Consider the following 24,131-nt stretch of genomic DNA (forward strand, 5'->3'; position numbering starts at 1 on the left):
TGCAGGTCGGTCAGGTCTTAAATTATTTCCTGCTCCTTTCAATATAAGCCTCCACCCTCTTTTCCATAATGGGCAGGGTGACAGTTCCCTGTTCCAGGATGACCTCATGAAAGTCCCGAATATTAAAGTCGGCGCCAAGCGCCTCTTCCGCTTTTTTGCGAAATTCCCTGATCTTCATTTCCCCTATTTTATACGAAACAGCCTGTCCCGGCCAGGAAATATAGCGATCAACTTCAGTATTGATATTATGCAAAGACAAAGCTGTGTTGGAGCGAAGGAATTCCACCGCCTGCTCCCGGGTCCATCCCAGGGCATGGATCCCAGTATCTACCACTAATCTCCCGGCGCGCCATTGCTCATAAGTAAGCTTCCCGAAGCGTTCATAAGGAGTGGTATAAATTCCCATTTCCTCTGCTAAGGTCTCAGAATATAAACCCCAGCCTTCACCAAAAGCGGACAAATAGAATTTCCGGCGGAACTTAGGTATACTATCTCCCAGTTCCCCGTTAAGGGATATCTGCAGGTGATGACCAGGCACCGCTTCATGAGCGGTGAGCGCAGGGAGAACATATAATGGCCGGTTTGAGAGGTTGTAGGTATTCACCCAGTAATACCCGGGCTGGGTATCGTCTGAGGAGCCCACGTATCTTCCCGTGGTATATTTTGGAGCGATAGCATCGGGGACTGCCGCTACTCCATAAGGCTTTCGGGGCAGGGTCTTGAAGAATCCGGGGAGCTGCGCATCTATGCGTTTTGAAATATCCCTGGCTTCCTTCAGCAGCTCCTCTGCAGACTTTGCATAGAACTGCTCATCTGTACGAAGAAAATGGATGAAATCCTCAAAACTTCCCTCAAATTCCACTTCCTTAATGATCTTTTTCATTTCGGCATTTATCCTTGCTACCTCTTCAACGCCCATTTCGTGGATCTCTTCTGCGGAAAGGTTGAGTGTTGTATAGTAATTAAGCCGATTTTGATAGTATTCCCTTCCTCCCGGGATCTCTGAAACTCCAATGGTTTCACGTGCAACAGGAAGATATTCTTTTTCAAAAAACTGTTTAATACGTTTGAACTGTGGGATCACCTTTTCAGAAACTGCAATTTCTGCAGCTTTCAAAACTGAATCTTTTTGAGCGGCGGTCAGAGTAGCCGGCAAATCATTAAAAGGGGAATAGTAGAAACTTTCTTTCGGCTCCTCCAGGATCTGGTCATCATAGGTAGCTTCATAACCTTCAAAAATGATCTTTGGCTGCACAATCCCTTCGGAAATTCCTTTCCTCAGCAGGTCCAGGTGTTGGTCCACATAGAGTGGAACAGCGTTAAGTTTCTTCAGGTAATCTTTCACCTGTTGGTAGGTATTCAGGTCCCGCACATGATAAGGCAGACTCACATGGAAGCCGGCATCACTCAAAAGCGGATTCAAATAAGCTTTATAATCATAAAAATCTACCGTTTCCTGTAGCTTATACCTCAACAGCTCGTGGGAGATCTGGGCAGTTTCCGTAAGTTCCCTGGTATCGATCTTTTCCAGTTCCTTTAGCCGCTCCCGTGCAAATTCGGCTTCGTCATAATAATTTGCTTCGGTGAACAATCCCAGCGGAAATTCTTTGCTGTCAAAGTCCTCATGCTCATCCACTTTATGAATAACCTTCTTCAGGGCTTCGGAAGGATTCTGCGCTGAAACAACAGTCGATAAAAGGAAAAGCAACATCGGAATCAAGGAAAGGAAAGGTTTCATAAAATTTATTTTTAAGGTATAGTAAATATAAAAAAGGCCTTATCGGGTTGCACTGATGTTAATTCCCTTTGATCCTGTTCCAGAGATCTATCACGATCTTTCTGCCTTCATCAGGTACTTTCTCCACTTCTTCCGCTTTGACCGTACCATTTTCCGGAATTAGTTTATAGCTGAAAACAAAATCAGAATCCTGATCTGAAGGATTTAATTTTCCGAAGCGAAGATCATTGAAATACAGGTCGCCCTCCTTTTCAGATATGGTATACCAGCCTTTAGAGATCTTGATAAGACGCTGCACGTTTTGGTCATTTTTTAGATTCCCGAGATAATGATGGTTCTTGGGAACAGCTTCAAACCTGATCATGTCATCATCAAATAACGAATAATAACCTATAAGGTAAGCGTCCTCTGCCTCTACATTCGCCGTCCACAAAATGGTATTGAAAGGCGTAGGCCTGGTATCTATCCTTTCATAAAAGATCCCTTGCCGTTCAAGACTGTCAACGAATTTTTCGTAGGTTACAGCCTTGAGTACCAGGCTCAGGGCGAGGTAGCCGGTACTGATTATCAACCCCAGGTTATTGTAGTTACGTCGTTTCAGGGTACCCCGTTTTTGCCGCATAGCGAGGATAAGTAAGATAAGGAAGGGTAGTGTGTATAACGGGTCAATAACAAAGATGTTCTTAAAGGCCAGCCGGTTCTCCAGCGGCCAGAAAAGTTGCGTCCCCCAAGTGGTGAACGAATCAAGGATAGGATGGGTGAACAGCCCCCAGAACATGAGCAGTGACCATTCCTTCCAGGTCGCGGGTGACTTACTCTCCAGCAGGGAGATCAAATAGCCCAGAATGGGTGCGGCAAGAACAGAAAAAACAATAGAATGACTGAAGCCCCTGTGAACCTCAATAGCAGTGATGGTGTCTGTAAAATATCCGGCAAAAGCATCAAGGTCAGGAATGGTACCGGCGATGGCGCCATACATCATTGCTTTGTTGCCCACTTTCCGGCCAAGAACTGCCTCTCCTACTGCGGCGCCAAGTACTATTTGAGTTAAACTATCCATGTTGGGGGAAATTCCAATTTTTCAAATTCAAAATTCCAATTTTTTACTTCAGACCTAACAGGTTTTAAAAACCTGTTAGGTCTCTTTCGATCCTTTCCGCTGAATCAATCCACAATTTCCATCTTTTTAAGAAGGAAAGAGGCATTCATATTTTGACAGATACCGGTCTTGAAGCGGTAATCAAAGTTAAGTTCGTCGTTGATGATCTCGGCATCAAAATAATAGTTCTTTACCTGTGGAAGCTCTTTGGTTACCTCACAAAGACTGAGATCATGCGTGGCGATGATGCCGGTTGAACGGGACCCTACGAGCTTTTCGATGAACTTGCGGGAACCAATGGCTTTGTCTGTACTGTTCGTTCCTTTCAGGATCTCATCCAGGATAATGAAATATTTATCATTTTTGATCTCGTCGACTATATATTTTAAACGCTTGAGTTCTGAAAAGAAATAGGATTCATCATCTGTAAGGGAATCTGTAGTACGCATACTGGTAATGAGTTTAATGGGGGTGTACTCACAGGAAGCCGCGCAAACAGGAAGCCCTGTATTAGACATAAGGATCTGCAGACTAACCGTTCTCAAAAAGGTACTTTTTCCCGCCATGTTTGCGCCCGTTATAATAAAGAACTGCTCCTTTTCAATGGAAAAGTCGTTGGCTATCCTTTTTTCAGGATCCAGTAACGGGTGTGCCAGCTGCCTGGCTTCAGTAATGTGGGAATCATGATGCAACCCGGGAAAAACGTAGGCCGGGTGGTTAAAACTAAAATTTCCAAGGGAATTATAGGCATCCAGAAATTCAATTACTTCAAACCATTTCTCCACATTTTGACCGTTCTCTTTTATCCATTTTTCAAGTTTGTATGACTGGCGCAGGTCCCATAGCAGGAACCCATTTCCCAGTACTCCAAAGATCATGTTATTGCGCTGGTCAAGGGAATCAATGGCACGGGAGAATTTTTTCAGGATCAAGGAGGCTTTTTGCTTCTCACTATGAATCAACTCCTTCTTTGCCCTAAGTAATTCCGAAGAAAATGTGGTGGTTTCGATCAAACCAAGCAGCTGGTAGTATTGATGGAAAGTATCCTGCACCTTTCCCACACTTTCTGAAAGGAGGTTGACCCTTTTAAGGTAAATGCCGGTGATCATCAATCCTACAAAGAACCAGAGGCCCAGTTCAATTCCTCCAATGAGATCGAAAAAGAATGCCGTGATCGCAATTCCTGAAACTGCTGAAAAAGCTATGGGAAGCCATTTCATTATGGCGGGCACAAAAGGTATATACCCTTTTAGCCAGCTCAGGATGGTGCCGGTGCGGGTTTCGGTCTTGACTAATCTGGCCAGGGCAGAAAAGTTCTGACGCCAGTCGGCTTTCTCCTGAAGTTCCTTTACGGCCTCCTGCTTCAGGTCAATTTCACTTATATCGTTGCTCAGTAAGAGTTGTGCCAGTTTCCTCTGTCCTTCAGGTAATGCAGTGCGGTTTAAATATTGAAAAAAGGAACCTTTTCCGAAAAGATCCACATCCTGACTAAAGGGATGTTGAGGATCTTCGAACTCATCACCAGTAGGCAGGTGATGGAATTTCCTGTCCAACACTTCGATCTCTGACTCATTAAGTCTTATTAGCTCCCTGTACTTGTCCCTCTCATATTTCAGGTCTGAATGCCGGGATACCAGCACCACGAAAATGGTGATCCCTATGACCAGCACCGCGGTCACTGCACTGGTGTTTCCGAAGTAAAAATAAGTCAGGTATGCCGTCGCCAGAAAAACCACGAATCGTAAAAGGCTCGAAAAAGCCAGTTTTTTGGAGGCGGTATCGAGATGTGAGCGGTATTTATCTATCTGGGAGGTATAGAAGCTGCGGGGATCATGCATAGATCAGGATTCTAAATTTTTTAATTCTTGCTGTTGTCTTCCTGAAAGTCCGCTCACCACAAGATCGTAGGAATGATCAATAAGTTCTTTCACCAGCTGCGGCGGGAGGGTTTCGGGAATGATGGTATTCCAGTGTTTTTTGTTCATATGGTAGGCGCCGGTGATCCTGCCGTCAAATTCCTCCCTGAGGATCATCGACCTTTCAGGATCACATTTCAGGCTTATCTGGAAAGGAACATGCTCCAGGCCACTCAAAGCGAACATCTTTCCCATGACCTTGAACACCAGGGTTTCCTCATCAAAGGGGAATTCTTCGGTAACCCCTTTTTTGGAGAGGCAGTAATTCCTGAAAATTTCGACATTCATGCTATTGTTTTTCTTTCCTGGGTACTTTCTGCGGAAGGTTTTTTCAAAGATAGGAAGAAGTAGAAGAATTTAGCCGGGTTGGGCATTATTGGTATCCTGCTGCACACTTTGCTTCCCGATCTCTCCCGTATGGGTAAATTTAAAGCCTTTATTGTATTTCAAACCATACCCCAGGAGCCGGTCAAAGGAGGCGTGGGAGAAAAGAATGATACCTGCCAGTTGCATTTCGTCAATTCCATAGAACCTCCCCGCCAGCCAAATACCTATCGCGATGCCTTAATGATGCAGTAAGTTGTAGGTTAAAGCTCCTGCTTTATTTCCAAAAAGGTAACCCAACATCCCAAGATCGGGTGCAAAGAAAAGGACTAAAAATATCCCCCAATGAAAATCCAGTAGATTACAGGTGTAGATCCCCAGGAGTAACATTGCCAGTTCCTCAAGTTTTAAAGTTGTTTTCATCAGTTTTCGATTTGATATAGCACGGGTTTGCAGGGCGCGGCATCGTTCTCAAACGAAGCGGGCTGAAGGTTCAGGAAAAACATACCGTCCTCCACCTTTGAAGGCACGTAGACCAGTTCGGTAATGGTAGCTTCAAAGCGGGTGTTTTTAGGGTAATTCCAGAATGCTTTATGAGCCAGTAATTTTCCTTCATCTTTCTCCCTGTCTACAGAAGGCAGATCTACAAGTAAGTGGTTCACTCCGCACTCGCGAATATACAGTGCGGCAGCCTCCTCAAGGTACGGCCAGTTCGTATGGGAGTAGTGTTTACTGCGTTTGGAAAAGGTATTGGGAAGGGTGCGAATCACTAATGCTTCTGCTTCCTCTTTTTGGAATAGCTTCTGAATTTGCTCTTTTGTGATCACTTTATCTTCTCCCCGGGTCACCGGTTCCACTGAAATGAGCTTCGCCAAAAAGAAGAAATTTTTAAGACTTTCATTGATGCTGTGAAATTCGGGAGTGATGTGGCCTACACATTCGGTATGAGTAGCGTGCCCGTGCGGATTGAAATAAACATCATTAAAATTGGTGGAAGCCCCCAGGCTCACCTTGCCGACGAATTCCCCTTCCTTCACCGGTTTGATCTTTGGGGCACCCAAATACCAGGCGATGGGATTTTTATCATCGCCTCTCAAACTTAGAGAGATGTCCAGGGGTTTGGAAAGATCTGTTTTATAACTTTCATTATTATGTTGAATAGTTGCCTGCATGAAATAAGCTTTTTGATTTGAAGGTCAGATGTAAAAATAGAATCTTTTTTAAGACCAGAAATCTCTTTCCAGCTTCAAATTTTGAAATTAGTTTTAGAGAGATTTGTTTGTTCTTTAGACTCCTTTTCCGAAGAATAGGCGGCAAAACTTCGAAATCCAGGAGCACCTTTTTTGGTGCGACGCGAAGTTTTGTCCGCCGATTTTTGTGCCGCAGCAGCGGAACAAAAAATTCCCTGGAAAAGGCGTCCTTTTCTTTGCTTCGTTTCTTTTGGACGAGCAAAAGAAATGAAGGGCAAAGGGTAGAGAACAATGGTCCTGGTAATGGTGAGCAAAGAAGCATGAATTAGATTTCACTCTATCCAAAACAGCTCCGCCGCGATGCCGTCGCTAAGGAATTTGCCCTTTTTGGAAACCTGCAGTCTGCCTTCTTTCCACTCCAGCATTCCATCCCGGATCAATTTTGCAGCTTCAGCAAGCAGATAATCTTTATACTTTAATCCAAAACTCCTTTCTACCTCTTCTACAGAAACGCCCCATTTAGTGCGCAGGCGGGTCATAACCAGTTCATTGTAGCGGTCTGTAATTGAAAGCTTTTCAACCTCTGCCGGGATTTCCCCTTTTTCAAGGGACTTTATATAAAGTGTATTATTGCTAACGTTCCATTTTCTTTGAAAACCGTCAAAAGAATGTGCTGACGGACCGATCCCCAGGTACGGCTTACCAAACCAGTAAGCTGTATTGTTGCGGGAAAAATAACCCGATTTCCCGAAATTGGAAAATTCATAGTTCTCAAAACCTGCTCCTTCCAGTACTTCTATCGTGATCTCGTACTGCTCCCGTGCCGATTCTTCTTCCACGGGGGCGATCTTCCCTTTTTCGATCATGCTCTTTAGGGCTGTTCGGGGCTCAACGGTAAGGGCATAGCTGGAAATATGTGGCACCCCAAGATCGAGCGCTATTTGGAGGTTTTTCTTCCAGCGCTCATTGCTCATCCCGGGAATTCCGTAAATGAGATCAATAGAAATATTATCAAAATACTTTTTAGCAATTTGTATAGATTGCAGTGCCTCCTTCTCGTTGTGGGCCCGGTTCATGAGCTTCAGGTCCTCTTCAAAAAAGGACTGTACACCAATGCTTAGGCGGTTAACGGGAGAAGCAGCCAGCATCCTGATCTTTTCTTCGGTAAGATCATCGGGATTGGCTTCAAGGGTGACCTCTGCATCTTCGGCTATGGAGTAATTCTGCTGAATAACCTCAAAGATCTGCTGCAATTCTTCCGCAGAAAGCAAAGAAGGTGTTCCCCCACCAAAATAAATGGTTTCCACTGTCCCGGGCTCCTCATCCTTCCGAAGCAACAGCTCTTTGCAAATAGCTTCCACCATCTGTGGCTTCTTCTTTACCGAAGTCGAGAAATGGAAGTCACAGTAGTGACAGGCTTGTTTACAAAAAGGTATGTGAATGTACATCAATTAACAATTAGCAATGATCAATTATCAGTTCAGTTATCGATTACCAATAACCAATTATCAGTTTTTTACCATTAGTAATTACCGACTATCTGTTTATTTGCCCATTCTGGTCTTTTTTAAAATGCTGAACATGATCCTGGAAAGTTCATCTGCCTTACCGAACATTTCTTCAAACTCCTCAGTGGCTATATAATCAGTAGCTTCAAAAAGTCTCAACCAGAATTTTGTTTCCAGGCTTTCCTTATATGCTATAGAAACTTTTGAGGAAAAATCTGCCGTAGAAATTGCTCCATTGGCTTCGGCTACATTTGCTCCAATAGAAGTGCCCGATCTTAAAAATTGTTTTGGCAATACATATTCTTTTTCCTCCCGAACAATCTTCTTATATAATTTCACCGTTCTCACCGCAAAATCAAAAGATTTGTCATTCAATACATTCTCCTTTCTTTCCATAGCTCTCTTTTTTGTACAATTCGAACCTAAAAATTATTGATTTTAGTCAAGTGATCATTGTTTATTGATCATTGATCATTGAATTTTATTAGGATTTTGCTTTACAAACGCTTCCCAGCCTGTGTAGCTTTTTCCGGATTCTACTTTTCCGGCATTGTAGAAATGGCAAACCGCCGCTGCGAGTCCGTCTGTGGCATCGAGGTTCTTAGGTAAGGTTTTCAGGGAAAGCAGGCTTTGCAGCATTTTTGCCACCTGTTCCTTGCTGGCATTTCCGTTTCCGGTAATGGCCATTTTGATCTTTTTCGGGGAATATTCGGTTACCGGAACTTCCCTGCTCAATCCCGCTGCCATGGCTACTCCCTGTGCCCTGCCCAGCTTTAACATAGATTGCACGTTCTTTCCGAAGAAAGGGGCTTCAATAGCGATCTCATCTGGGTGCCAGGTATCGATCAATTCAATGGTTCGCTCAAAAATGAGCTTCAGTTTCACATAAGGATCTTCATATTTTTGCAGCTGCAGTTCATTGAGCTGTAAAAATGACATTTTTTTGTTCACGACCTTAATGAGACCAAATCCCATGATCGTGGTACCGGGATCAATCCCTAAAATGATTTTTTCGGTATTCAAAAGCTTCGTATTATTGCAGGGTAAATCCCTGTTACGCTAAAACCAGGAAGTAACTTCCCCCTAAAATAATTTATGCGTATTACCTCGTACAAAGCTAAACAATTCCTGTCACTAGTACTCAGGATCTTCGTGGTTACGGCTGCAGTATATTTTATATGGTACAAGCTCACCTCAGATGAACAAATGGACTTCCGGGACTTCCTGTCTGAATTGTCGCGTTACCGTGTCTTTTCAGTGACCAATATTGCGATCCTGGTGTTGCTTACTGTACTAAACTGGTATTTTGAGATCCTTAAATGGCAGACCCTGAGTAGCTATGTGCGGGATAATTCCTTTAAAAGTGCGACCAAAGAAAGCCTGGCTTCCTTTACGGCAGCTATTTTTACCCCCAGCCGAATCGGGGAGTACGGCGCCAAATGTTTGTATTATGTACGCAGTGCCTGGAGAAAAATCATTTTTCTTAACTTTATGGGGAACATGGCGCAGCTCTTCGTGACCTATTTCTTTGGAATTGCCGGACTCCTGTACCTCATCACCACCCTTGATCTGCCCCTGCCGTTGTTCAATCTTCTGCTGGTCTCAGGTTTGCTAATTTCTCCCTTTCTTATATACTGGCTCATGAAGAAGTTCAGGATACGTTTGAAAGGATACTCGGTACAACGCCTTGAAGATTCTTTCCATAATGTGCCCATAAAAATACGCTGGAAAACGCTGCTATTTTCTTCCATCAGATATCTGATTTTCACCCATCAGTTCTATTTTCTGCTACTCCTGTTCAAGGTAGATGTATCTTATCCCTTGTTGATCTCGGCCGTTTTCAGCACATTTATCCTTGCTTCTATCATTCCTACCATGATCATTTTTGATGCGCTTATTAAAGGAGGGTTCGCGGTGTGGGTATTCGGGTTTTTACAGGTTCCCCAAATCATTGTGCTGAGCGTAGTTCTGGCGGCCTGGATCCTTAATTTTGGGATACCTGCCGTAGCCGGCAGTTATTTTGTGCTTAAATACAAGAAAAATACACTTGCCACTCCATGATGCTGGTGGCGGGCATCATAACGTTCCTGTATGTTTTTGTCCTGCTTTTCCTGTTATATGGTTACCACCAGGTGCCGGAGTTCACCGGAAAAAATTCAGCTCCAAATACCCCTTTTTCAATCATCATTCCCTTTCGGGATGAAGCCGAAAACCTTCCGCAGTTACTGAAATCCCTTTCCCGCCTTCACTATCCTGCACACCTTTTCGAGATCCTCCTGGTCAATGATGCTTCTGAAGATGCTTCCGAAGAGATATGCAGCAGCTTCATCAGGGCCCACCCCCGAATGAAGATCAGATTGCTGCAGAACGAGCGCCACACCGGAAGCCCCAAAAAAGATGCGGTAAAAACCGCTATTTCTGAAGCTAATTTTGATCATATCCTTACTACAGATGCAGACTGCACCATGCCTGCCACCTGGCTTGAAGTTTTTGACAGTTTTATAGCCGAAAGTGGGGCAGATCTGGTTGCCGCTCCTGTAAGATTAAGGGAAGACACTGGTGAGAAAGGTTTCTGGAAAAGGTTCCAGGAACTCGATATTTTTAGTCTGCAAACCGCTACCGTGGGAGGTTTTGGGGTGAAAATTCCGTTTATGTGTAACGGCGCCAATCTCTGCTATTCAAAGAACGGCTTTTTAAAAGTCCAAGGATTTGAAGGAAATGAAAATATTGGGAGTGGTGACGATATCTTCCTGCTGGAGAAATTTAATCGTGAAGGATTGAAGACCCGGTTCTTAAAAAGCCAGGCAGCGGTTGTGACTACACATCCTCAGCCAGATCTGAAAAGCCTGGTTGCCCAGAGAATTCGATGGGCGGCAAAAACCTCAGCCTACAAGAGCCCCTTCGGAAAATTCGTAGGCCTCATCGTACTTTTAATGAATCTTACCCTGGTCACGGCTGTGGGAGGCTTTTTGCTGAACCAAACCGAACCCGAAACTTTGTTCCTGCTCTTTGTTTTCAAGTTCAATGCAGATTTTGCTTTGATCTATGCCAGCGCCAAACTCTTTGACAGGGAGAAGGTTTTGAAAAGTTATTTTCAGGCCAGTCTGGTCTATCCTTTCTTCAGCAGCTACGTTGCCATTCTCTCACTTTTTCGGGGCTATAACTGGAAAGGCAGACAGTTCAAAAAATAGGAGCACCTTTAATTATTTTACTATCTTTAATTTTCTACACCCAATAAAATGCAGAAATTAAAGCTACTTTTTATATTTATTTTACTCTTCGCAGGCTCCCGACTTTCAGCTCAGGAGATATACATTATTGAACAGGACACACTTGAGTTGCAAAGGGAGGTAAAAGGCCCTTTGAGCCTGTTCTGGAATGAAAAAGACCACAGCTACCGTTATTTTGTGCAGAAGGGAGACCGAATGGTTGAACTCAGGAACACCCGCGAAGGGGGTGCTTACCAGGAAGAGTACAAAGAGCAATTGAAAAATCTCACCACAGATGCTCAGGTGAAGACCGGTGATGTGCTTTTCGTTTTATACAGCCTTAAACATTTTGTGAACCGCTACAACGCCCAGGTGCAGGAAGATTATGAATATAATGCCTCTACCTCAAACATCAAGTACAGGTTAGGACTGTTTACGGGGATCTCAAACAATAAATACACAGAGAATCCTGATAACACCATAGCGCCGATACTGGGATTGGAATTCGAATTCTTTGACCCCAATCTCGCTCCGCGACATGCAGCATTTATTCAGCTGCGCCAGTCCTTCAAACGGGAAGATTACCGCTACAGCTCCACCCAGCTTTCCCTTAACTACAGGTTTCGTGCACTGTACTTCCCCGGGTTTGACCTGCACATCGACACAGAACTCGCCACGCTGTATTATTCTGAAGACAATGTGTATATAAGGAATGATGAAGGAGAGATCACGGCCATAAAAGAGGAGGACGGTTTTACCTTTACAGCGCCTTTTAGCTTTGGGGTGGGTACAGAAATAAAAATAACCGAAGCCAGCTTCATAACCCTTAGCTACAACGACATCGTTTCCATCGCGCTTGATGGTAACGGTTCTTTCCCTGTAGACTTCACGGTGGGGTATAAATTCAGGTTGTAATCCTTATTCGGCTTTAATAACTACCGGCATCTTAAAGGTGGTAATCACGGGAATCCCACGTTTCGTGGCGGGATAAATTTTCGGGAGAGAATCCACGCTCTGCCCCAGCCATGTCCTTATCTCAGGAAGTTGCTGCACAATAAGAGAATCCACTTCCATAGAATCAATGGCGGGAATGCCTTTTTCAGAGATCCTTAGGTACAAATAAAGAGTGTCATCCAGCGCTTCTGTTACCACCGGTTGTTTGGCTTCAAGCCGGGCATAGAAGTAACTGGCCACTTTATTACCAAAACAGGCCTTGGCAGCCTTTGACTCCATTACATTGCGGCACTCCTCGAAAGCGGGGTACTGGTCAACCTCATGCCAGTTAAGCTCCCGGGTTTCTTCGGAAAGGATCTCTTCTGAAGAGATCTTACGTTTTTCAAAGTAATCGCAGGAGGTGAAAGCTAAAAGACAAATGATAAGTAAAATTTTCTTCATGCAGGTACAGGCTCACTGTGAGCTTCAAAAATAGTGAATTTAAGCAGTTTACCGAAAAAATTCTACTTCGCGGCAGGGTTCATGTGAATTTCCTCCCGAAGATCCTTCACACGATATTGTGCCAGGAGGAGGAGATTGGGGCTTCCTGTTTCCCCGAATCGTTTGAGATAAGCCTGAAAATAATTCATTCTGGTTTCGAGATCCTTGAAATAGGAATCTGCAACAACGGCGCGTTCAAACATCGCCCGTTCATTGTCAGGATTTTCGGCCAGGGCTTTATTGAAGTATTCCATTGCCTTTTTGGGTTCATCTGAATATTTGTAGGTGAGCCCAAGACTGGTGAACTCTTCGTCAAGAATAACATCCTTGAGCAAAATTGCCTGCAACAAATGTCCTTCAGAATTTTTATACTCTCCCATGAGAGCATATAGTTTTCCCAGGCTGTAGTGAGTGGCGTGGTTCTCCTCTTCATAATTGAGCGCCGAATTAAAATTAGCAATGGCTTTCTCGTAATTCTCCAGATGAAAATACGCCGTGCCGATCTTAGTGTGGACGAATTCACTGCCGTGACCGAGATCTACCAGCTTTTCAAATTCAACTATGGCTTGCTTATATTCTTTTTGATAGTAATAAGCCTGGGCCAGGATAGAGAGTAAGGCAATATTTGCGGGATTGACCTCCAGCCCCTGCTTCGCAAGCCGCTCTGCCCGTGAGACCTTTCCTTTCACCAGGACATTTTTTGAAACCTTGATAAGGGCTTGTTGATGCGTCCTGTTTATTAGCACTGCAAGATTATAGTGCTTCATTGCAGTAGAATCTTTTCGCTTTTCCCTGATTAGTCCCAGCTGATAGTGAAATTCGGCATTGATGGGATATTTTTTCATGAGGTGCGTAAAGATGCTGTCGGCCATCTCGAGTTTTCCCGTAGATGACAGTAGTTTTCCATACTCTACTGTGGTAAGCACCCTGTTGGGATTTGATTCCAGGACGCCTTGGTAGTTGTGGAGAGCAGCATTTAAATTACCGTTTGCTTTCTGTGCCTGGGCGAGCTTCAGCAAAACAGCTTCAGATTTAGTCTCAGATTTTTCCAGGAGCTTAATTGCTTCTGAATAATTTCCCACGGCATAGAGACTGTCAGCAACGGCTAAAGCCGAAGTTTGAGCTTCGGCTGTAGTGGCTGCAAATAATAATAAAAGGAATATAAATTTATTCACCAACTCTAAATGTTATGGGGATAGTATACAGTACTCCAACTTCGTTTCCATTATGTTTTCCCGGAGTCATGTCGGGAATAAGGTTTACTACCCTCCTTGCTTCCTCTTCCAATTCAGGATGTGTTGCACGCACACCCATAACTTCCACAACTCCCTCTTTATTAATTTTAAACTGAACATAAACCCGGTTTATTCCGGTTAATCCCAATTGTTTTCCTAACGAGGTATCGAAATTCTGACTTACTATTTCAGTTATTTTTTCTGTCATACATTGTTTTCGACCCTCATTAGAATCCATAGATTCACATCCCGGGAAGACCGGTACTTCTTCTATGACCGCGAAAGGAACATCACCCATTCCGGAAGTTGCATTTTTCAGTTTCTGAGTCCTTACCTTATCAGATTCGTTAAGGGACTCCTCCATGTCTTCACTGCTGATGGTGCTGAGGATCTCTTTTATCTTTTCATTATCCTCTCCCGAAATAGGTGTTCCATCTTCAATGATGGCTTTGATCTGTTCAAGTTTTTCCTGAGCAGTAGCTTCCTGTTCTTCCTGAGTCGTTGCCGGTTCTTCAGAACACGAAACATACGTTAGCATCGCCAGCATAAGTGGCAGAATGATCAAAAATTTAATTTTTGAAAGATTTCCTGATTTGGTTTTTTGTAACATAACTATTCGTTTTTTGATGATTGAATGATTAAAAAATTGATTGATGAATGAAATATCTTCGGTATTAAAAGCGGTATTGAGCAGCTGTTCAAAATAGGTCCTCTTTTCCACATTTTTGACCACTCCGGCATCGGCAAGGAACTCATGACAAGCCGAAATTCTGGATTGATAGATGTAAATGAGCGGATTGAACCAGAAAACGATTCTCAGGACTTCAAAAAACAGCAGGTCAAGTGTATGTTTCTGCTTTACATGCACCAGTTCATGAGAAAGGATCTGTTCCCGTTCCTTTTCGGAAAGATCTGTTCCCAAAAAGATGGTGTTGTAGAAAGTACAGGCGAGCTTTGAACCGGGCACCTCCACGATCTTCATTTCAGCATTAATGAAAACAGGTTTGTGAGCGAACAATTGCCTGAGGTTCCTGAATTTATTAAAAAAGAAGCCCAGGCTAAAGAGGAATCCGCCGGCATAGGCAAGCAGCCACCAGTTGATGCTTTGAGCTGCTTCAGGAGCAATGGAATTTGAAGTAATGCTGTTTTGCACCTCACTGCCTCCTCCTATAAAAACTTCAGGCAGCATCACCAAGCCTTCCGCAGGAATAGCCTGTTGGAGAAACTCCAGCTTTAAAAGTGGTAAAACCATAGCAAGCACAGGCGTGATCAAAAGATAAGCACGGTTATAGGAGAAAAAGGTTTCTTTTTTGAGTAACAGCTCGTATACCAGAAGAAAGGCCAGCTGAAAAGCGATGATCTGTAAAATGTAGTGCAGCATTATTTCTCTTTTTTGTTGATCTCTTTCAGAATAGCCTCCAGGTCGGCAGAGTCCATTTTGTTCTTCTTCATAAAAAAGGACACCATACTTTTAAAAGACCCGTTGAAGTAACCGTCTATTAATTTATTCATGCTTTGGTTGGTATAAGTCTCCTTTTCCACCACAGGAAAATAGATATAGCCTTTCCCCACTTTTCGATGATCCACGAATTCTTTACTTTCCAGGATTCTCACGATAGTTGAAACGGTGTTATAGGCAGGTTTCGGCTGCGGCATCTCCTCTATGATTGAGGCCACATTGGCCTCTTTGAGGTCCCAAAGGATCTGCATAATTTCTTCTTCTGCTTTAGTGAGTTGTTTCATAACAGGTTTAAATTCTGATGCTAATATAAACTAAATATTTAGTTTAAACTAATCTTGTAGTTAAAAATAATTATTGAAGCTTTCTCTATCTTAGCCCAAAATAATTTTATGGATCTTCTTTTAATAGTTGTTGCCGCTGTTCTCATGCTCATTGGGATCCTGGGAAGTTTTCTTCCTATGCTCCCCGGCATACCGGTTAGTTGGGCAGGCCTGCTCCTTATACATTTTACCAAAGCCATTCCAATGAACTACACCTTCCTGGGAATTACCCTGGTGATCACTATAATCATCTTTGCTCTTCAATATGCCATCCCTGCCCTGGGTACCAAATACCTGGGAGGAAGCAGGCACGGGATGATTGGCGCCACCCTGGGATTGGTAGCCGGTATTTTTATTCCCATTCCATTTGCTATTCTTTTTGTTCCCTTTATTGGAGCTTTTATAGGAGAGATCATTAACAAGGCAGATTCCCGAACCGCTTTAAAAGCGGCTTCAGGTTCCTTTATAGGATTGCTCGCCTCTACTTTTATGGAATTCATTGTAACGGGGATCTTCCTGCTGCTCTTCATTTATAAAGTGTGGGAATATGCAGGAAGTCTTTTTAGTTAATCTTTGCTGCTAATTTTCTTTTTTTATCTTTAGAAGATCAAATATAAGGCAGATCCATGCCCCCGGTTCTGCAGACTTACCTACTCAGATGAAAGCAGACATTGTTATTGTAGATGACGATGCAGTGGTTTTGCTCCTGCACAAGATACTTGTGCAAAAAAGTTCCCTCACTTCTAATCCCATATGTTATGACAACGCCGTCGACACGCTTTCCTTTGTCTTAAACAGAAACCCGGCAATTCCTCTTTTGATTTTGTTAGATATCAATATGCCACAAATGAGTGGCTGGGATCTCCTTGACGAACTGAAACAACTGCCACCCTTCGAAAATGTTTTTGTTGTTATGGTGACTTCATCGATCAACGGAAGCGACCGGGATCGGGCCATACAATATGAAAAAGTGATTGATTACCGGGAAAAGCCACTTACGGATCAAGCCTGTGAGGAAATCTTCCTGAAACTCCTCCGGCTGGTCAAATCTTAAATAAGCTCCTTATTTTTAGCTATTTAAGGTATATTTTAATTTTATCTACATTAATTCCCACTGGACTTTTAGCACAGGAAGAAGAAGGTGCAGCCTATTTTCTGAAAGACACAGCTCTGGTCTTTTTTATTTCGACGGGAACATGATATACCACCAAACTCACTAACAGAAAACCTGCTATGATTTTAAATTAATCTAAAAATAATATGAAAATTACCTGATGTTTTTCCAAAAATTAAAAAATTCTTTACAAACACTGCTAAACATTTACTAAATACAGTTGTAGCAGGAAAGGTTTTCATACTTTGGTCGATTGAACCATTAAACCCAAATACTATGAGATCTGTAATAATGATCGCGTTAATTGCTATTACCAGTTTTACTTTCACTTCATGCCGGGAAACGGTTAGAGAAGAAACCGTAAGGGAAGTTGAAGTTGAAAGAAAAGAAGTCGAAATCGAAGAAGATGAAAAAGGTATCCTGGAGAGAACCGGGGAAAGGGTCGATGAAGAAGTCAACAAAGAAATTGACGAAGAGATCGATAAAATAGGAGATGACAACATCTAGTTGAGCACCTCTATTTTAGGAAAATTTTAGCAGTTAAAAGGTTAAAACCTAGATACTTTATCTAAATTTGTAAGAACTAACTTATAAAACCAACATCATGAAAAAATTAATTTTATTATTCGCCCTGCTGTTTACAGTGAGCACCTCTTTCATTTCTTGTAGAGAAACCAACGAAAGAGATTCTGATGATATCGAAGAAGGCATCGATGAAGCCGGCGATGAATTAGAAGAGGTAGGTGACGAAATGGAAGATGAAATGGATGATATGGATGACGACATGTAATGTCACCATATATCAATCTTTACCTTAGAACATAAATTATGAGAAAATATCTTTTCTTATTAATGTTCTCTTTTGCTCTTTCCACCTCTTTGGTTTCCTGCAGGGAAACTAAGAATGCGGCCGATGCCACCGGCGAAGCCATAGAAGAAGGAGTGAATGAAGCCGGCGAAAATACCGGTCTTGGAGGAGAAGACGATCTTTAAGATCTTTACTAACCAACCAAAAGTAACTTTTGATCTAGAAAACGGCCTGAAAATTCAGGCCGTTTTTTATTGTTTAAAAGTCCTGAAATCGCTTTTAAGTTCTTCCATTGACTGCTGCAGTTGCCTTAAAAGACCGCTTTCTGAAGGTGCATCAAGGTTGAAGGTAAGTTTACTGTTTACCTGCCACAACTCCTGAATGTCATTGATATTTATTTCAATAGGTAGATATTCCTCATTGAGGGAGATCAATAAAAGCTTTGAAGGATCGGGTAGCTTCTGAAGTTTCTTGACCAGGACAGAATCATATAATACCACTACATAGATCTTATTGTTACTGGCTTCCTCAATGGTTGGCACCGCCTTTCCCAGCACCCATTCCCCCGGCCTGAAGTTGGGAAGCATACTGTCTCCTTCTATCTGGAAACCACGGTGGGTGGCGTTGCGATATTCCGGAAGGGGCAGGTCAAAGGCAGGAAGCTGCTGGTACCATTCCACATCCTGCACGTTGTGCGGATAACCCGCCGCAGCCTTCACATTTACCAGCACTATATTCTCGTTTTCGGCACTGTTAAGACTAATTACTTTGGGACTAACATCCCCTTTAGTTACCTGCAGGAATTTTTGATTGCTTTCTCCAAACAACCACAGCGGATTGATCCCAAACTGGCGTAACAATTCTGCAACCACTTTCCCTGAAAGTTTGGTACGGCCCCTTTCGATATCTGCGGTGGAATTCTTTATTCCCAGCAGTTCGGCGAAAGCGGCCTGGGTGAATCCATGTTCATCCCTAACCTGTTTAAAGCGCTTTACATCTATAGACACATCTGTTCCCATACAACAAATATAGTTTTTTTGGGAAATTTTCCTCATGTTTACTAGGAAATACTCCAAAAATTATTCAAAAGAGTGAATTTGGATTCGATTTAACTTTCCCTTGTTCAGCAGCCTGCGCAAAATCCATTATTTTTATTTATCTATGAAAGACCACTACCTCATTCTGGCAGGTTTAGGGCTGGCTACTTTGGTCATGGCCTGGCTGCCTGCCTTTTCCAAAAAGCTAAGAGTAAGTTCTCCCATTCTCCTGCTTTTGGTAGGATTCCTTTTGTTCTGGGTAGATGTTCCCCTTTCCTGGCCAGACCCTTTATGGAATGATACATGGCTCATGTATTTTTCAGAAGCCATTGTCATCATTTCCCTTATGGGTGCAGGGCTTAAGATAGGTGCTAATTACAGCTGGAGCTCCTGGAAAAAGCCCCTTATGCTGGTCTTTCTCACCATGCCTCTGTGTATGATCTCTGCTTTTCTGCTAGGCCAATATTTTCTGGTGTTAAGCCTGCCCTCCAGCCTCCTTCTGGCAGCCGTTCTTGCACCTACAGATCCTGTGCTGGCTGCAGAGGTGCAGCTGGATGATCCAATGGATGAAAAAGAGTATGAGGGAAACATCAGGTTTACTCTAACTGCAGAAGCAGGTCTCAACGACGGTATCGCCTTTCCTTTCTCCTATCTTGCGGTCATGGTAGCGCAGGCCGGTACCTGGGCAGCTTTTAATTTTACCAACTGGTTTTGGGATAAGTTATTGCTCAAGATCATCATAGGGGTGGTTTTAGGGCTGTTGATAGGAAGACTTATAGGGCTGTTGATGGATAGGTTATACAAATATGCCGGTGTGGAAACCTTTGTAGGTTTTCTTGCCCTCTCCCTTACCTTCGCCACCTACGGGATCACAGAATTGCTTCATGGCTACGGATTCCTCGCGGTATTCTTTGCCGGTTTCAGTCTGCGCTATTATGAGAATGTAAGTGGTGATTACAAGAAAAAACTACACGATTTTGTGACCGAAATGGAGCATTTACTCCTGGTGGTGTGGATCATCCTCTTTGGAGGGTCTATCATGAACGGTATCCTCATGATCACCGACTGGAAAGGAATTCTTTTTGCCCTGATCTTTGTGATCGTTATAAGGCCTCTTTCCGGTCTTATCGCCCTGGCGGCGTCAAAAGAAAAGTTCAAAACAAAGCTCGCGATAAGTTTCTTCGGAATTCGGGGAATAGGATCAGTGTTTTACCTCTCATGGGCCTTTGTACAATTTGACCATTTTGCCTACAAACAAGAACTCTATTCCATCACGGCTTACATTATTCTTATTTCCATTATAATTCATGGGGTGACGGCTCCCACTGCTATTGAACACTTCCGGAGAAAAGGGTCGATAACTGAAGGGGATCGGGGATCGGCTACAGACACCTAACCCCATTATTAACAATTGTTTAGTAGCGATCTTCAGGGCGTTCGGCTGCTGTTTTTTATTTTTAAGGAAAGTCGGGCTTCCTGTTTTACTGCGGAAGCCTTGCCGGTAAATTCAAAAATCAAACTATGGCCGAAGAAATACGAATCAAAGAGATCAAAAAACCTTCGAATATTCCCTTTTCAGGATGGAAGACCATCTTTTTAAGAGTGAAGGATGAGATTGGGGAGAACAATGTCTCCATCGTTTCTGCCGGGGTGGCCTTTTACGCCTTCCTTGCAGTGTTTCCCGCCATAGGTGCAATGGTATCTATTTACGGTCTTGCTATGAATCCGCAGAGCATACAGAGCCAACTCTCCCAACTCGCTGCTGTTATGCCCCAACAAGCTTTTGAGATTATTAAGAGTCAATTGGAGAACCTGGTTTCCACATCAGGCAAGGCCCTTGGGTGGAGTATGGCCATTGGTATCCTGTTTAGTATCTGGAGTGCCAATAAAGGCACAAAATCCCTTTTTACGGGCATTGACATAGCCTATGATACAAAGAACACCCGGAATTTCTTTAAACAGAATGGCCTCACCCTGTTGTTCACTTTTGGTGCTATTGTCCTGGTGATCCTGAGCATGGCCCTTATAGTAGCCTTTCCGGCCTTTGTTGATGAACTGGGGCTGCCGGATAATATTGAAAGCCTTATTCGATGGTTGCGCTGGGTGGTACTTGCGGTGATCGTGATTTTTTTCTTAGGGATAGTCTATAAATATGCCCCCTCCAAAAGAACCCCGAAATTTTACCTTGTCCTTCCCGGCGCCTTGTTAGCCACCGTACTTTGGCTTCTTGCTTCCTGGGGTTTTTCCTTTTATGTGAGCAACTTTGGAAGCTATGGAGAGGTGTACGGTTCGATTTCTGCTGTGGTAGTACTATTGTTGTGGTTTTTCCTCACCAGTTTTATCATCCTGCTGGGAGCAGAGCTGAACTCAGAGATAGAGAAATATTTAAAGAAGAGATAGATCCCGGGGTCATTATTTTCCCACTATCAGGCCGGTAAGGCCTTCCAGGCTGAATTCACAAATCTGGGATCTCCCACGGTTTCCTGCCGTTCTATCCGGTTGATGGTGACAGAGAGGTATCCCAGTTCATTGACCACCTTGCCACGGCACAAATAAATGCCTTTGCTGTGCAGCGGAAATCTTTCTGCGGCACGGGGAAACTGCACGGTATCAAAAATATCTCCCGCAGGATCGAAGAAGGTTCCAAAGACCATGTACTCCCGGTTCACCGTAGCGGTCCGTTTGGCAGTAATGAGATTGCCATAGATCTCTATCTCCTTTCCCACAAAGTTTTGCAGGTCTGCGGCTTTTACGGCCGAGTTTTTCATCGGGTTCTTTAGCAGGCGAAAGTGGTCGTGCAGGGAAAAGCCCAGCAGCTCCATCTGGTCATAGGCATCTATGAGAAAAGAATGGGCCAGCTCCGGAAGTTCAAAATCCCGGTGCGGCGGCCTGAACAGCAGCTGTTGATCTGTCCTGGTCTTGCTTCTGCTAAGCTTGAAAAAAGCCTTCCACAGCAGGTGATGTTTGTCCACCCCGGTAAAGCGGAAGGCATCTATCTTCAGCAGGATGCTCAGCTGTTCAATGGAAACAGGTACCCGGTCAATAAAATCATCGAAAGAACTGAAAGGGCCGAAGAAATTACGGTTTTCAAGGATATGCTGCACCACCTTTATCTCTAGCTCCTTGATATAGCCCAGCCCCAGGTAAACATCTTTCCCATAGATGACAGTATGGTGATCACTTTTGTTAATACAAGGGGCATGCACGCGGCCGCCACACTTTCTTATCTCCTGGATGTAGGTTTCCACATCATAGAATCCGCCGCCGTTATTGAGACAGGCCACCATGAATTCCAGCGGAAAATAATATTTTAGGTACAGGCTCTGGTAGCTCTCTACCGCATACGAAGCCGAGTGCCCCTTGGGAAAGGCGTAGCCCGCAAACGAAAGCACCTGGTTCCACACCTCTTCCACAAGCTGTTCTGAATAACCTTTTTCCCGGCAGTTGCTCCTGAACTTGGCCTCCAACCGATCGAATTCCCCCTCGGCCAGTTTCTTTCCGCTCATCCCCCGCCGCAGTACATCAGCTTCTTCCAGGGAAAGTCCCGCGAAGAAATGCGCCACTTTGAGCACATCTTCCTGGTACACCATGATTCCGTAGGTGTCGGGCATGATCTCATACATCACGGGGTGCGCCTGCTTGCGACGCTCGGGGTCGCGATGGCGTTTGATGTACTCCTCCTTCATCCCGCCATTGGAGACCCCCGGCCGGATGATGGAACTGGCCGCTACAAGCCCCAGGTAATCCTCTGTCTGCAGCTTAATGAAAAGGCCGCGCATGGCAGGTGATTCCACGTAGAACACCCCCATGCAGTCGCCCGTGCGCAACAGATGGTTCACGTTGGGGTCGTTCTTGAAGACCGAAACATTCTCCATGTCTTCCACCACCGCACCGGGCTGATTCTGCTTAATGATCTCAATGGCATCGGTGATTTTGGAAAGTCCGCGCTGGGCCAGGATGTCAAACTTGAAGATCCCCACATCTTCGGCCACATGCATGTCAAACTGAATGGTCGCAAAACCCTTGGGCGGCAAAAAGGTAGCCGCATAATTATGTACCGGTTCCTGCAAGATCATGATCCCGCCGGCATGCACACTCAGGTAATTGGGAAAACCGGCAATAAGATAGCTGTAGCGAAAGACCAGTTTTTCCATCTCATCCAGGTCTTCGATCTTAAAGAAGCCCGCAGAGAGTTTGTCGATCTCGGCTTTAGGAAGCCCGAATACCTTTCCCAGCTCCCGTATTACCGCCCGGCGTTTAAAGGTGACATAGGTAGCCAGCAGGGCCGTATTCTCATATTTATTGAAGATGTAGGCCGTCACATCCTCCCGGTCCTTCCAGGAGAAGTCAATGTCAAAGTCGGGCGGGGAATGACGGTGGGCGTTGATAAAACGTTCAAAATACAGGTCGAGCTCAATGGGATCTACATTGGTAATGCCAATGATGTAGGCGACAACCGAGTTCGCGCCGCTGCCCCGGCCAATGAAAGGATAGTTCCTGGATCTCGCGTACTCCACGATATCGTGGTTGATGAGAAAATAGGAAACAAAGCCCAGGCTAATGATCGCTTCCAGCTCCTTGTTCACTCGTGCATAAACCGCTTCGGAAGCATTGGGATAGCGCCGCGGCAGATTCTTAATGCAAAGGGCCTTCAGGCTTTCGGCGTCTTCTTCCCTGCTGTTCCCAAAGACCTGCAAATTGCGGTTGAGACGGGCCTTTCCAAACCCAAAATACAGCTTACAGCCTGCGATCAGGTTTTGGGTGTTTTCAAGGATGTGCAGGTGATCTTCAAAAGCAGCCTCAATAGTTCCCGGCGGCAGCATTTGGTGCTCCACACAACCTTGCTCACTTTGAGACAACTTACTTAGCAGCACGTTATTGTCTATGGCCCGCAGCAGCCGGTGGGCATTGAAATCTTTTTTACTCCGGAAGCTAACCGTTTGCAGCAGCACCAGTTTTTCCCTGTACCGCAGGTAGCCCGAGAATTTGAGTTTCCGGAGGCTCTCTACAGATACCCCGATGAACTCATTCTCCCGGAAAGTGGTTTTTTTATCGGCTATCACCTTCTCCAGCGGATAGATGAGGTAACAGTCGGGTAACCCGGGGGCATCTTTTTTGAAGCTTTTTTCAGCATGCAAATGAGCCGATAAGTGGTCGTTGAGTTGTTTGAACCCTGCATTGTTCCTTGCCAGCCCCACGTACTGCTGCTGCACCCCGTTCCGGAAGTCTACCCCGGTAAGGGGCGTGAACTCATATTCCGCAGCCATTTTCAAAAAGCTAAGACAGGCCGAGGTATTATTGATATCTGTCAACGCAACGGCAGTAGCCTTATTCCGCCCCGCCAGCTCACAAAGCTCCTTCACAGAAAAGGTCCCGTAACGTAAAGAGTAGTATGTGTGGGTGTTTAGATACATGTTATGTTAGTGATAAGTTCTTTTAGCTGTTGGCTGTTGGCTGTTGACTGTTGGCTGTTGGCTCTTTTGTTTATTGATCATTGATAATTGTTAATTGAATTCCTCATCCCCCTGCTCCCTAAATCCCCCGGAAGGGGACCTTTTTTTGCTTCATTTTCAAATTCTTAAATCATCACAATTTGGAATTTGGAATTTGGTGCCTGGAATTTGGTGTTTGGTGCTTGGTGCTTGTTTATTGTTTGTGGTTCCTTTATTTGCGCGCTTTGCGGGAATCCTTTGCGCTCTCTGCGTGAAAAATAATTACCCATTCTCCTCATCCCCTA

Annotated in this window: 24 protein-coding genes and 1 pseudogene; 10 read left to right on the forward strand and 15 right to left on the reverse strand. The window is 44.2% G+C overall.

All coding sequences use genetic code 11. The features are described 5' to 3' along the window. Window positions 1-22 precede the first annotated feature (22 nt). From ACFSTG_RS03825 to ruvC, 9 genes and pseudogenes are all read right to left on the reverse strand, one after another. Window positions 23-1,738: a DUF885 domain-containing protein gene (locus tag ACFSTG_RS03825; protein WP_380748645.1), complete on the reverse strand. Its 1,716-nt coding sequence runs from the start codon at window positions 1,736-1,738 to the stop codon at window positions 23-25. A 58-nt stretch (window positions 1,739-1,796) separates the two neighbouring features. Continuing rightward, window positions 1,797-2,798: a metal-dependent hydrolase gene (locus ACFSTG_RS03830; protein ID WP_380748647.1), complete on the reverse strand. Its 1,002-nt coding sequence runs from the start codon at window positions 2,796-2,798 to the stop codon at window positions 1,797-1,799. Between the two features lie 104 nt (window positions 2,799-2,902). Continuing rightward, window positions 2,903-4,675, reverse strand: a complete 1,773-nt coding sequence (locus ACFSTG_RS03835) for a MutS-related protein (RefSeq protein ID WP_380748649.1) — start codon at window positions 4,673-4,675, stop codon at window positions 2,903-2,905. Between the two features lie 3 nt (window positions 4,676-4,678). Continuing rightward, window positions 4,679-5,041, reverse strand: a complete 363-nt coding sequence (locus ACFSTG_RS03840; protein WP_380748651.1) for an MmcQ/YjbR family DNA-binding protein — start codon at window positions 5,039-5,041, stop codon at window positions 4,679-4,681. 69 nt (window positions 5,042-5,110) lie between these two features. Further along, a pseudogene (locus ACFSTG_RS03845) lies at window positions 5,111-5,500 on the reverse strand (DUF4260 domain-containing protein). Further along, window positions 5,500-6,249 (reverse strand): cyclase family protein, encoded by a 750-nt coding sequence (locus ACFSTG_RS03850; RefSeq protein WP_380748653.1) that lies wholly within the window; start codon window positions 6,247-6,249, stop codon window positions 5,500-5,502. Before ACFSTG_RS03850 ends, ACFSTG_RS03845 begins: the two are co-directional and overlap by 1 nt. Window positions 6,250-6,599: 350 nt before the next feature. Further along, entirely contained in the window at window positions 6,600-7,715 is a 1,116-nt protein-coding gene (gene hemW, locus ACFSTG_RS03855; RefSeq protein WP_380748655.1) for a radical SAM family heme chaperone HemW, read from the reverse strand. 96 nt (window positions 7,716-7,811) lie between these two features. Further along, window positions 7,812-8,171, reverse strand: coding sequence for a four helix bundle protein (locus tag ACFSTG_RS03860; protein ID WP_380748657.1), 360 nt, complete (start codon window positions 8,169-8,171; stop codon window positions 7,812-7,814). Between the two features lie 75 nt (window positions 8,172-8,246). Next, window positions 8,247-8,798, reverse strand: coding sequence for a crossover junction endodeoxyribonuclease RuvC (ruvC, locus tag ACFSTG_RS03865; RefSeq protein ID WP_380748659.1), 552 nt, complete (start codon window positions 8,796-8,798; stop codon window positions 8,247-8,249). A 72-nt stretch (window positions 8,799-8,870) separates the two neighbouring features. On the opposite strand from ruvC, the gene ACFSTG_RS03870 reads away from it, so the two are divergent. The 3 genes from ACFSTG_RS03870 to ACFSTG_RS03880 are packed head-to-tail and all read left to right on the forward strand — an operon-like array spanning window position 8,871 to window position 11,899. Next, window positions 8,871-9,836: a hypothetical protein gene (locus ACFSTG_RS03870; RefSeq protein WP_380748661.1), complete on the forward strand. Its 966-nt coding sequence runs from the start codon at window positions 8,871-8,873 to the stop codon at window positions 9,834-9,836. Further along, window positions 9,833-10,966 carry a glycosyltransferase family 2 protein gene (locus ACFSTG_RS03875; RefSeq protein ID WP_380748663.1) on the forward strand — a complete coding sequence of 378 codons (1,134 nt, stop codon included), beginning with the start codon at window positions 9,833-9,835 and terminating at the stop codon, window positions 10,964-10,966. The genes ACFSTG_RS03870 and ACFSTG_RS03875 overlap by 4 nt, the downstream gene beginning before the upstream one ends. A 48-nt stretch (window positions 10,967-11,014) precedes the next feature. Next, complete coding sequence (locus tag ACFSTG_RS03880; protein ID WP_380748665.1) at window positions 11,015-11,899, forward strand: hypothetical protein; 885 nt, start codon at window positions 11,015-11,017, stop codon at window positions 11,897-11,899. A gap of 3 nt (window positions 11,900-11,902) precedes the next feature. Here ACFSTG_RS03880 and ACFSTG_RS03885 read toward each other — a convergent pair whose 3' ends face one another. From ACFSTG_RS03885 to ACFSTG_RS03900, 4 genes are all read right to left on the reverse strand, one after another. Then, the gene (locus ACFSTG_RS03885; RefSeq protein WP_380748667.1) at window positions 11,903-12,379 is read right to left on the reverse strand and encodes a hypothetical protein; all 477 of its coding nucleotides are present in this window, start codon (window positions 12,377-12,379) and stop codon (window positions 11,903-11,905) included. 62 nt (window positions 12,380-12,441) lie between these two features. Then, window positions 12,442-13,593 carry a tetratricopeptide repeat protein gene (locus tag ACFSTG_RS03890; protein WP_380748669.1) on the reverse strand — a complete coding sequence of 384 codons (1,152 nt, stop codon included), beginning with the start codon at window positions 13,591-13,593 and terminating at the stop codon, window positions 12,442-12,444. After that, window positions 13,586-15,034, reverse strand: coding sequence for a M56 family metallopeptidase (locus ACFSTG_RS03895; protein ID WP_380748671.1), 1,449 nt, complete (start codon window positions 15,032-15,034; stop codon window positions 13,586-13,588). Before ACFSTG_RS03895 ends, ACFSTG_RS03890 begins: the two co-directional genes overlap by 8 nt. Next, window positions 15,034-15,396, reverse strand: coding sequence for a BlaI/MecI/CopY family transcriptional regulator (locus tag ACFSTG_RS03900; protein ID WP_380748673.1), 363 nt, complete (start codon window positions 15,394-15,396; stop codon window positions 15,034-15,036). The genes ACFSTG_RS03895 and ACFSTG_RS03900 overlap by 1 nt, the downstream gene beginning before the upstream one ends. 108 nt (window positions 15,397-15,504) lie before the next feature. Between ACFSTG_RS03900 and ACFSTG_RS03905 the strand changes: the two genes are divergently transcribed. From ACFSTG_RS03905 to ACFSTG_RS03925, 5 genes are all read left to right on the forward strand, one after another. After that, window positions 15,505-16,005, forward strand: coding sequence for a DUF456 domain-containing protein (locus tag ACFSTG_RS03905; RefSeq protein ID WP_380748675.1), 501 nt, complete (start codon window positions 15,505-15,507; stop codon window positions 16,003-16,005). An 88-nt stretch (window positions 16,006-16,093) separates the two neighbouring features. After that, on the forward strand, window positions 16,094-16,489 hold the full coding sequence (locus tag ACFSTG_RS03910; protein ID WP_380748677.1) for a response regulator: 396 nt from the start codon (window positions 16,094-16,096) through the stop codon (window positions 16,487-16,489). Between the two features lie 336 nt (window positions 16,490-16,825). Beyond that, on the forward strand, window positions 16,826-17,056 hold the full coding sequence (locus ACFSTG_RS03915; protein WP_380748679.1) for a hypothetical protein: 231 nt from the start codon (window positions 16,826-16,828) through the stop codon (window positions 17,054-17,056). Window positions 17,057-17,153: 97 nt separating this feature from the next. Next, the gene (locus ACFSTG_RS03920) at window positions 17,154-17,339 is read left to right on the forward strand and encodes a hypothetical protein (protein ID WP_380748681.1); all 186 of its coding nucleotides are present in this window, start codon (window positions 17,154-17,156) and stop codon (window positions 17,337-17,339) included. A 38-nt stretch (window positions 17,340-17,377) separates the two neighbouring features. Continuing rightward, window positions 17,378-17,542 carry a hypothetical protein gene (locus ACFSTG_RS03925; RefSeq protein WP_380748683.1) on the forward strand — a complete coding sequence of 55 codons (165 nt, stop codon included), beginning with the start codon at window positions 17,378-17,380 and terminating at the stop codon, window positions 17,540-17,542. A 66-nt stretch (window positions 17,543-17,608) separates the two neighbouring features. Here ACFSTG_RS03925 and ACFSTG_RS03930 read toward each other — a convergent pair whose 3' ends face one another. Continuing rightward, window positions 17,609-18,376 (reverse strand): XRE family transcriptional regulator, encoded by a 768-nt coding sequence (locus tag ACFSTG_RS03930; RefSeq protein WP_380748685.1) that lies wholly within the window; start codon window positions 18,374-18,376, stop codon window positions 17,609-17,611. Between the two features lie 142 nt (window positions 18,377-18,518). Here ACFSTG_RS03930 and ACFSTG_RS03935 point away from each other — a divergent pair, with 142 nt between their 5' ends. Both ACFSTG_RS03935 and ACFSTG_RS03940 read left to right on the forward strand, forming a co-directional pair. After that, on the forward strand, window positions 18,519-19,790 hold the full coding sequence (locus tag ACFSTG_RS03935; RefSeq protein ID WP_380748687.1) for a cation:proton antiporter: 1,272 nt from the start codon (window positions 18,519-18,521) through the stop codon (window positions 19,788-19,790). A gap of 125 nt (window positions 19,791-19,915) precedes the next feature. Further along, window positions 19,916-20,794 carry a YihY/virulence factor BrkB family protein gene (locus ACFSTG_RS03940; RefSeq protein WP_380748689.1) on the forward strand — a complete coding sequence of 293 codons (879 nt, stop codon included), beginning with the start codon at window positions 19,916-19,918 and terminating at the stop codon, window positions 20,792-20,794. A 26-nt stretch (window positions 20,795-20,820) separates the two neighbouring features. Here the strand turns inward: ACFSTG_RS03940 and ACFSTG_RS03945 are convergent, their stop codons facing one another. After that, on the reverse strand, window positions 20,821-23,808 hold the full coding sequence (locus ACFSTG_RS03945; RefSeq protein ID WP_380748691.1) for a DNA polymerase III subunit alpha: 2,988 nt from the start codon (window positions 23,806-23,808) through the stop codon (window positions 20,821-20,823). Window positions 23,809-24,131: the final 323 nt, after the last annotated feature.

The sequence above is a fragment of the Salinimicrobium flavum genome, assembly GCF_042684505.1.
In the GTDB taxonomy this organism is placed as follows: Bacteria; Bacteroidota; Bacteroidia; order Flavobacteriales; family Flavobacteriaceae; genus Salinimicrobium; species Salinimicrobium flavum.

Coding starts and splice junctions, on each gene's coding strand:
- ACFSTG_RS03825 (WP_380748645.1), bottom strand. CDS start 1,738: ATGAAACCTTTCCTTTCCTTGATTCCGATGTTGCTTTTCCTTTTATCG.
- ACFSTG_RS03830 (WP_380748647.1), bottom strand. CDS start 2,798: ATGGATAGTTTAACTCAAATAGTACTTGGCGCCGCAGTAGGAGAGGCA.
- ACFSTG_RS03835 (WP_380748649.1), bottom strand. CDS start 4,675: ATGCATGATCCCCGCAGCTTCTATACCTCCCAGATAGATAAATACCGC.
- ACFSTG_RS03840 (WP_380748651.1), bottom strand. CDS start 5,041: ATGAATGTCGAAATTTTCAGGAATTACTGCCTCTCCAAAAAAGGGGTT.
- ACFSTG_RS03850 (WP_380748653.1), bottom strand. CDS start 6,249: ATGCAGGCAACTATTCAACATAATAATGAAAGTTATAAAACAGATCTT.
- hemW (WP_380748655.1), bottom strand. CDS start 7,715: ATGTACATTCACATACCTTTTTGTAAACAAGCCTGTCACTACTGTGAC.
- ACFSTG_RS03860 (WP_380748657.1), bottom strand. CDS start 8,171: ATGGAAAGAAAGGAGAATGTATTGAATGACAAATCTTTTGATTTTGCG.
- ACFSTG_RS03870 (WP_380748661.1), top strand. CDS start 8,871: ATGCGTATTACCTCGTACAAAGCTAAACAATTCCTGTCACTAGTACTC.
- ACFSTG_RS03875 (WP_380748663.1), top strand. CDS start 9,833: ATGATGCTGGTGGCGGGCATCATAACGTTCCTGTATGTTTTTGTCCTG.
- ACFSTG_RS03880 (WP_380748665.1), top strand. CDS start 11,015: ATGCAGAAATTAAAGCTACTTTTTATATTTATTTTACTCTTCGCAGGC.
- ACFSTG_RS03885 (WP_380748667.1), bottom strand. CDS start 12,379: ATGAAGAAAATTTTACTTATCATTTGTCTTTTAGCTTTCACCTCCTGC.
- ACFSTG_RS03895 (WP_380748671.1), bottom strand. CDS start 15,034: ATGCTGCACTACATTTTACAGATCATCGCTTTTCAGCTGGCCTTTCTT.
- ACFSTG_RS03900 (WP_380748673.1), bottom strand. CDS start 15,396: ATGAAACAACTCACTAAAGCAGAAGAAGAAATTATGCAGATCCTTTGG.
- ACFSTG_RS03905 (WP_380748675.1), top strand. CDS start 15,505: ATGGATCTTCTTTTAATAGTTGTTGCCGCTGTTCTCATGCTCATTGGG.
- ACFSTG_RS03910 (WP_380748677.1), top strand. CDS start 16,094: ATGAAAGCAGACATTGTTATTGTAGATGACGATGCAGTGGTTTTGCTC.
- ACFSTG_RS03915 (WP_380748679.1), top strand. CDS start 16,826: ATGAGATCTGTAATAATGATCGCGTTAATTGCTATTACCAGTTTTACT.
- ACFSTG_RS03920 (WP_380748681.1), top strand. CDS start 17,154: ATGAAAAAATTAATTTTATTATTCGCCCTGCTGTTTACAGTGAGCACC.
- ACFSTG_RS03925 (WP_380748683.1), top strand. CDS start 17,378: ATGAGAAAATATCTTTTCTTATTAATGTTCTCTTTTGCTCTTTCCACC.
- ACFSTG_RS03930 (WP_380748685.1), bottom strand. CDS start 18,376: ATGGGAACAGATGTGTCTATAGATGTAAAGCGCTTTAAACAGGTTAGG.
- ACFSTG_RS03935 (WP_380748687.1), top strand. CDS start 18,519: ATGAAAGACCACTACCTCATTCTGGCAGGTTTAGGGCTGGCTACTTTG.
- ACFSTG_RS03940 (WP_380748689.1), top strand. CDS start 19,916: ATGGCCGAAGAAATACGAATCAAAGAGATCAAAAAACCTTCGAATATT.
- ACFSTG_RS03945 (WP_380748691.1), bottom strand. CDS start 23,808: ATGTATCTAAACACCCACACATACTACTCTTTACGTTACGGGACCTTT.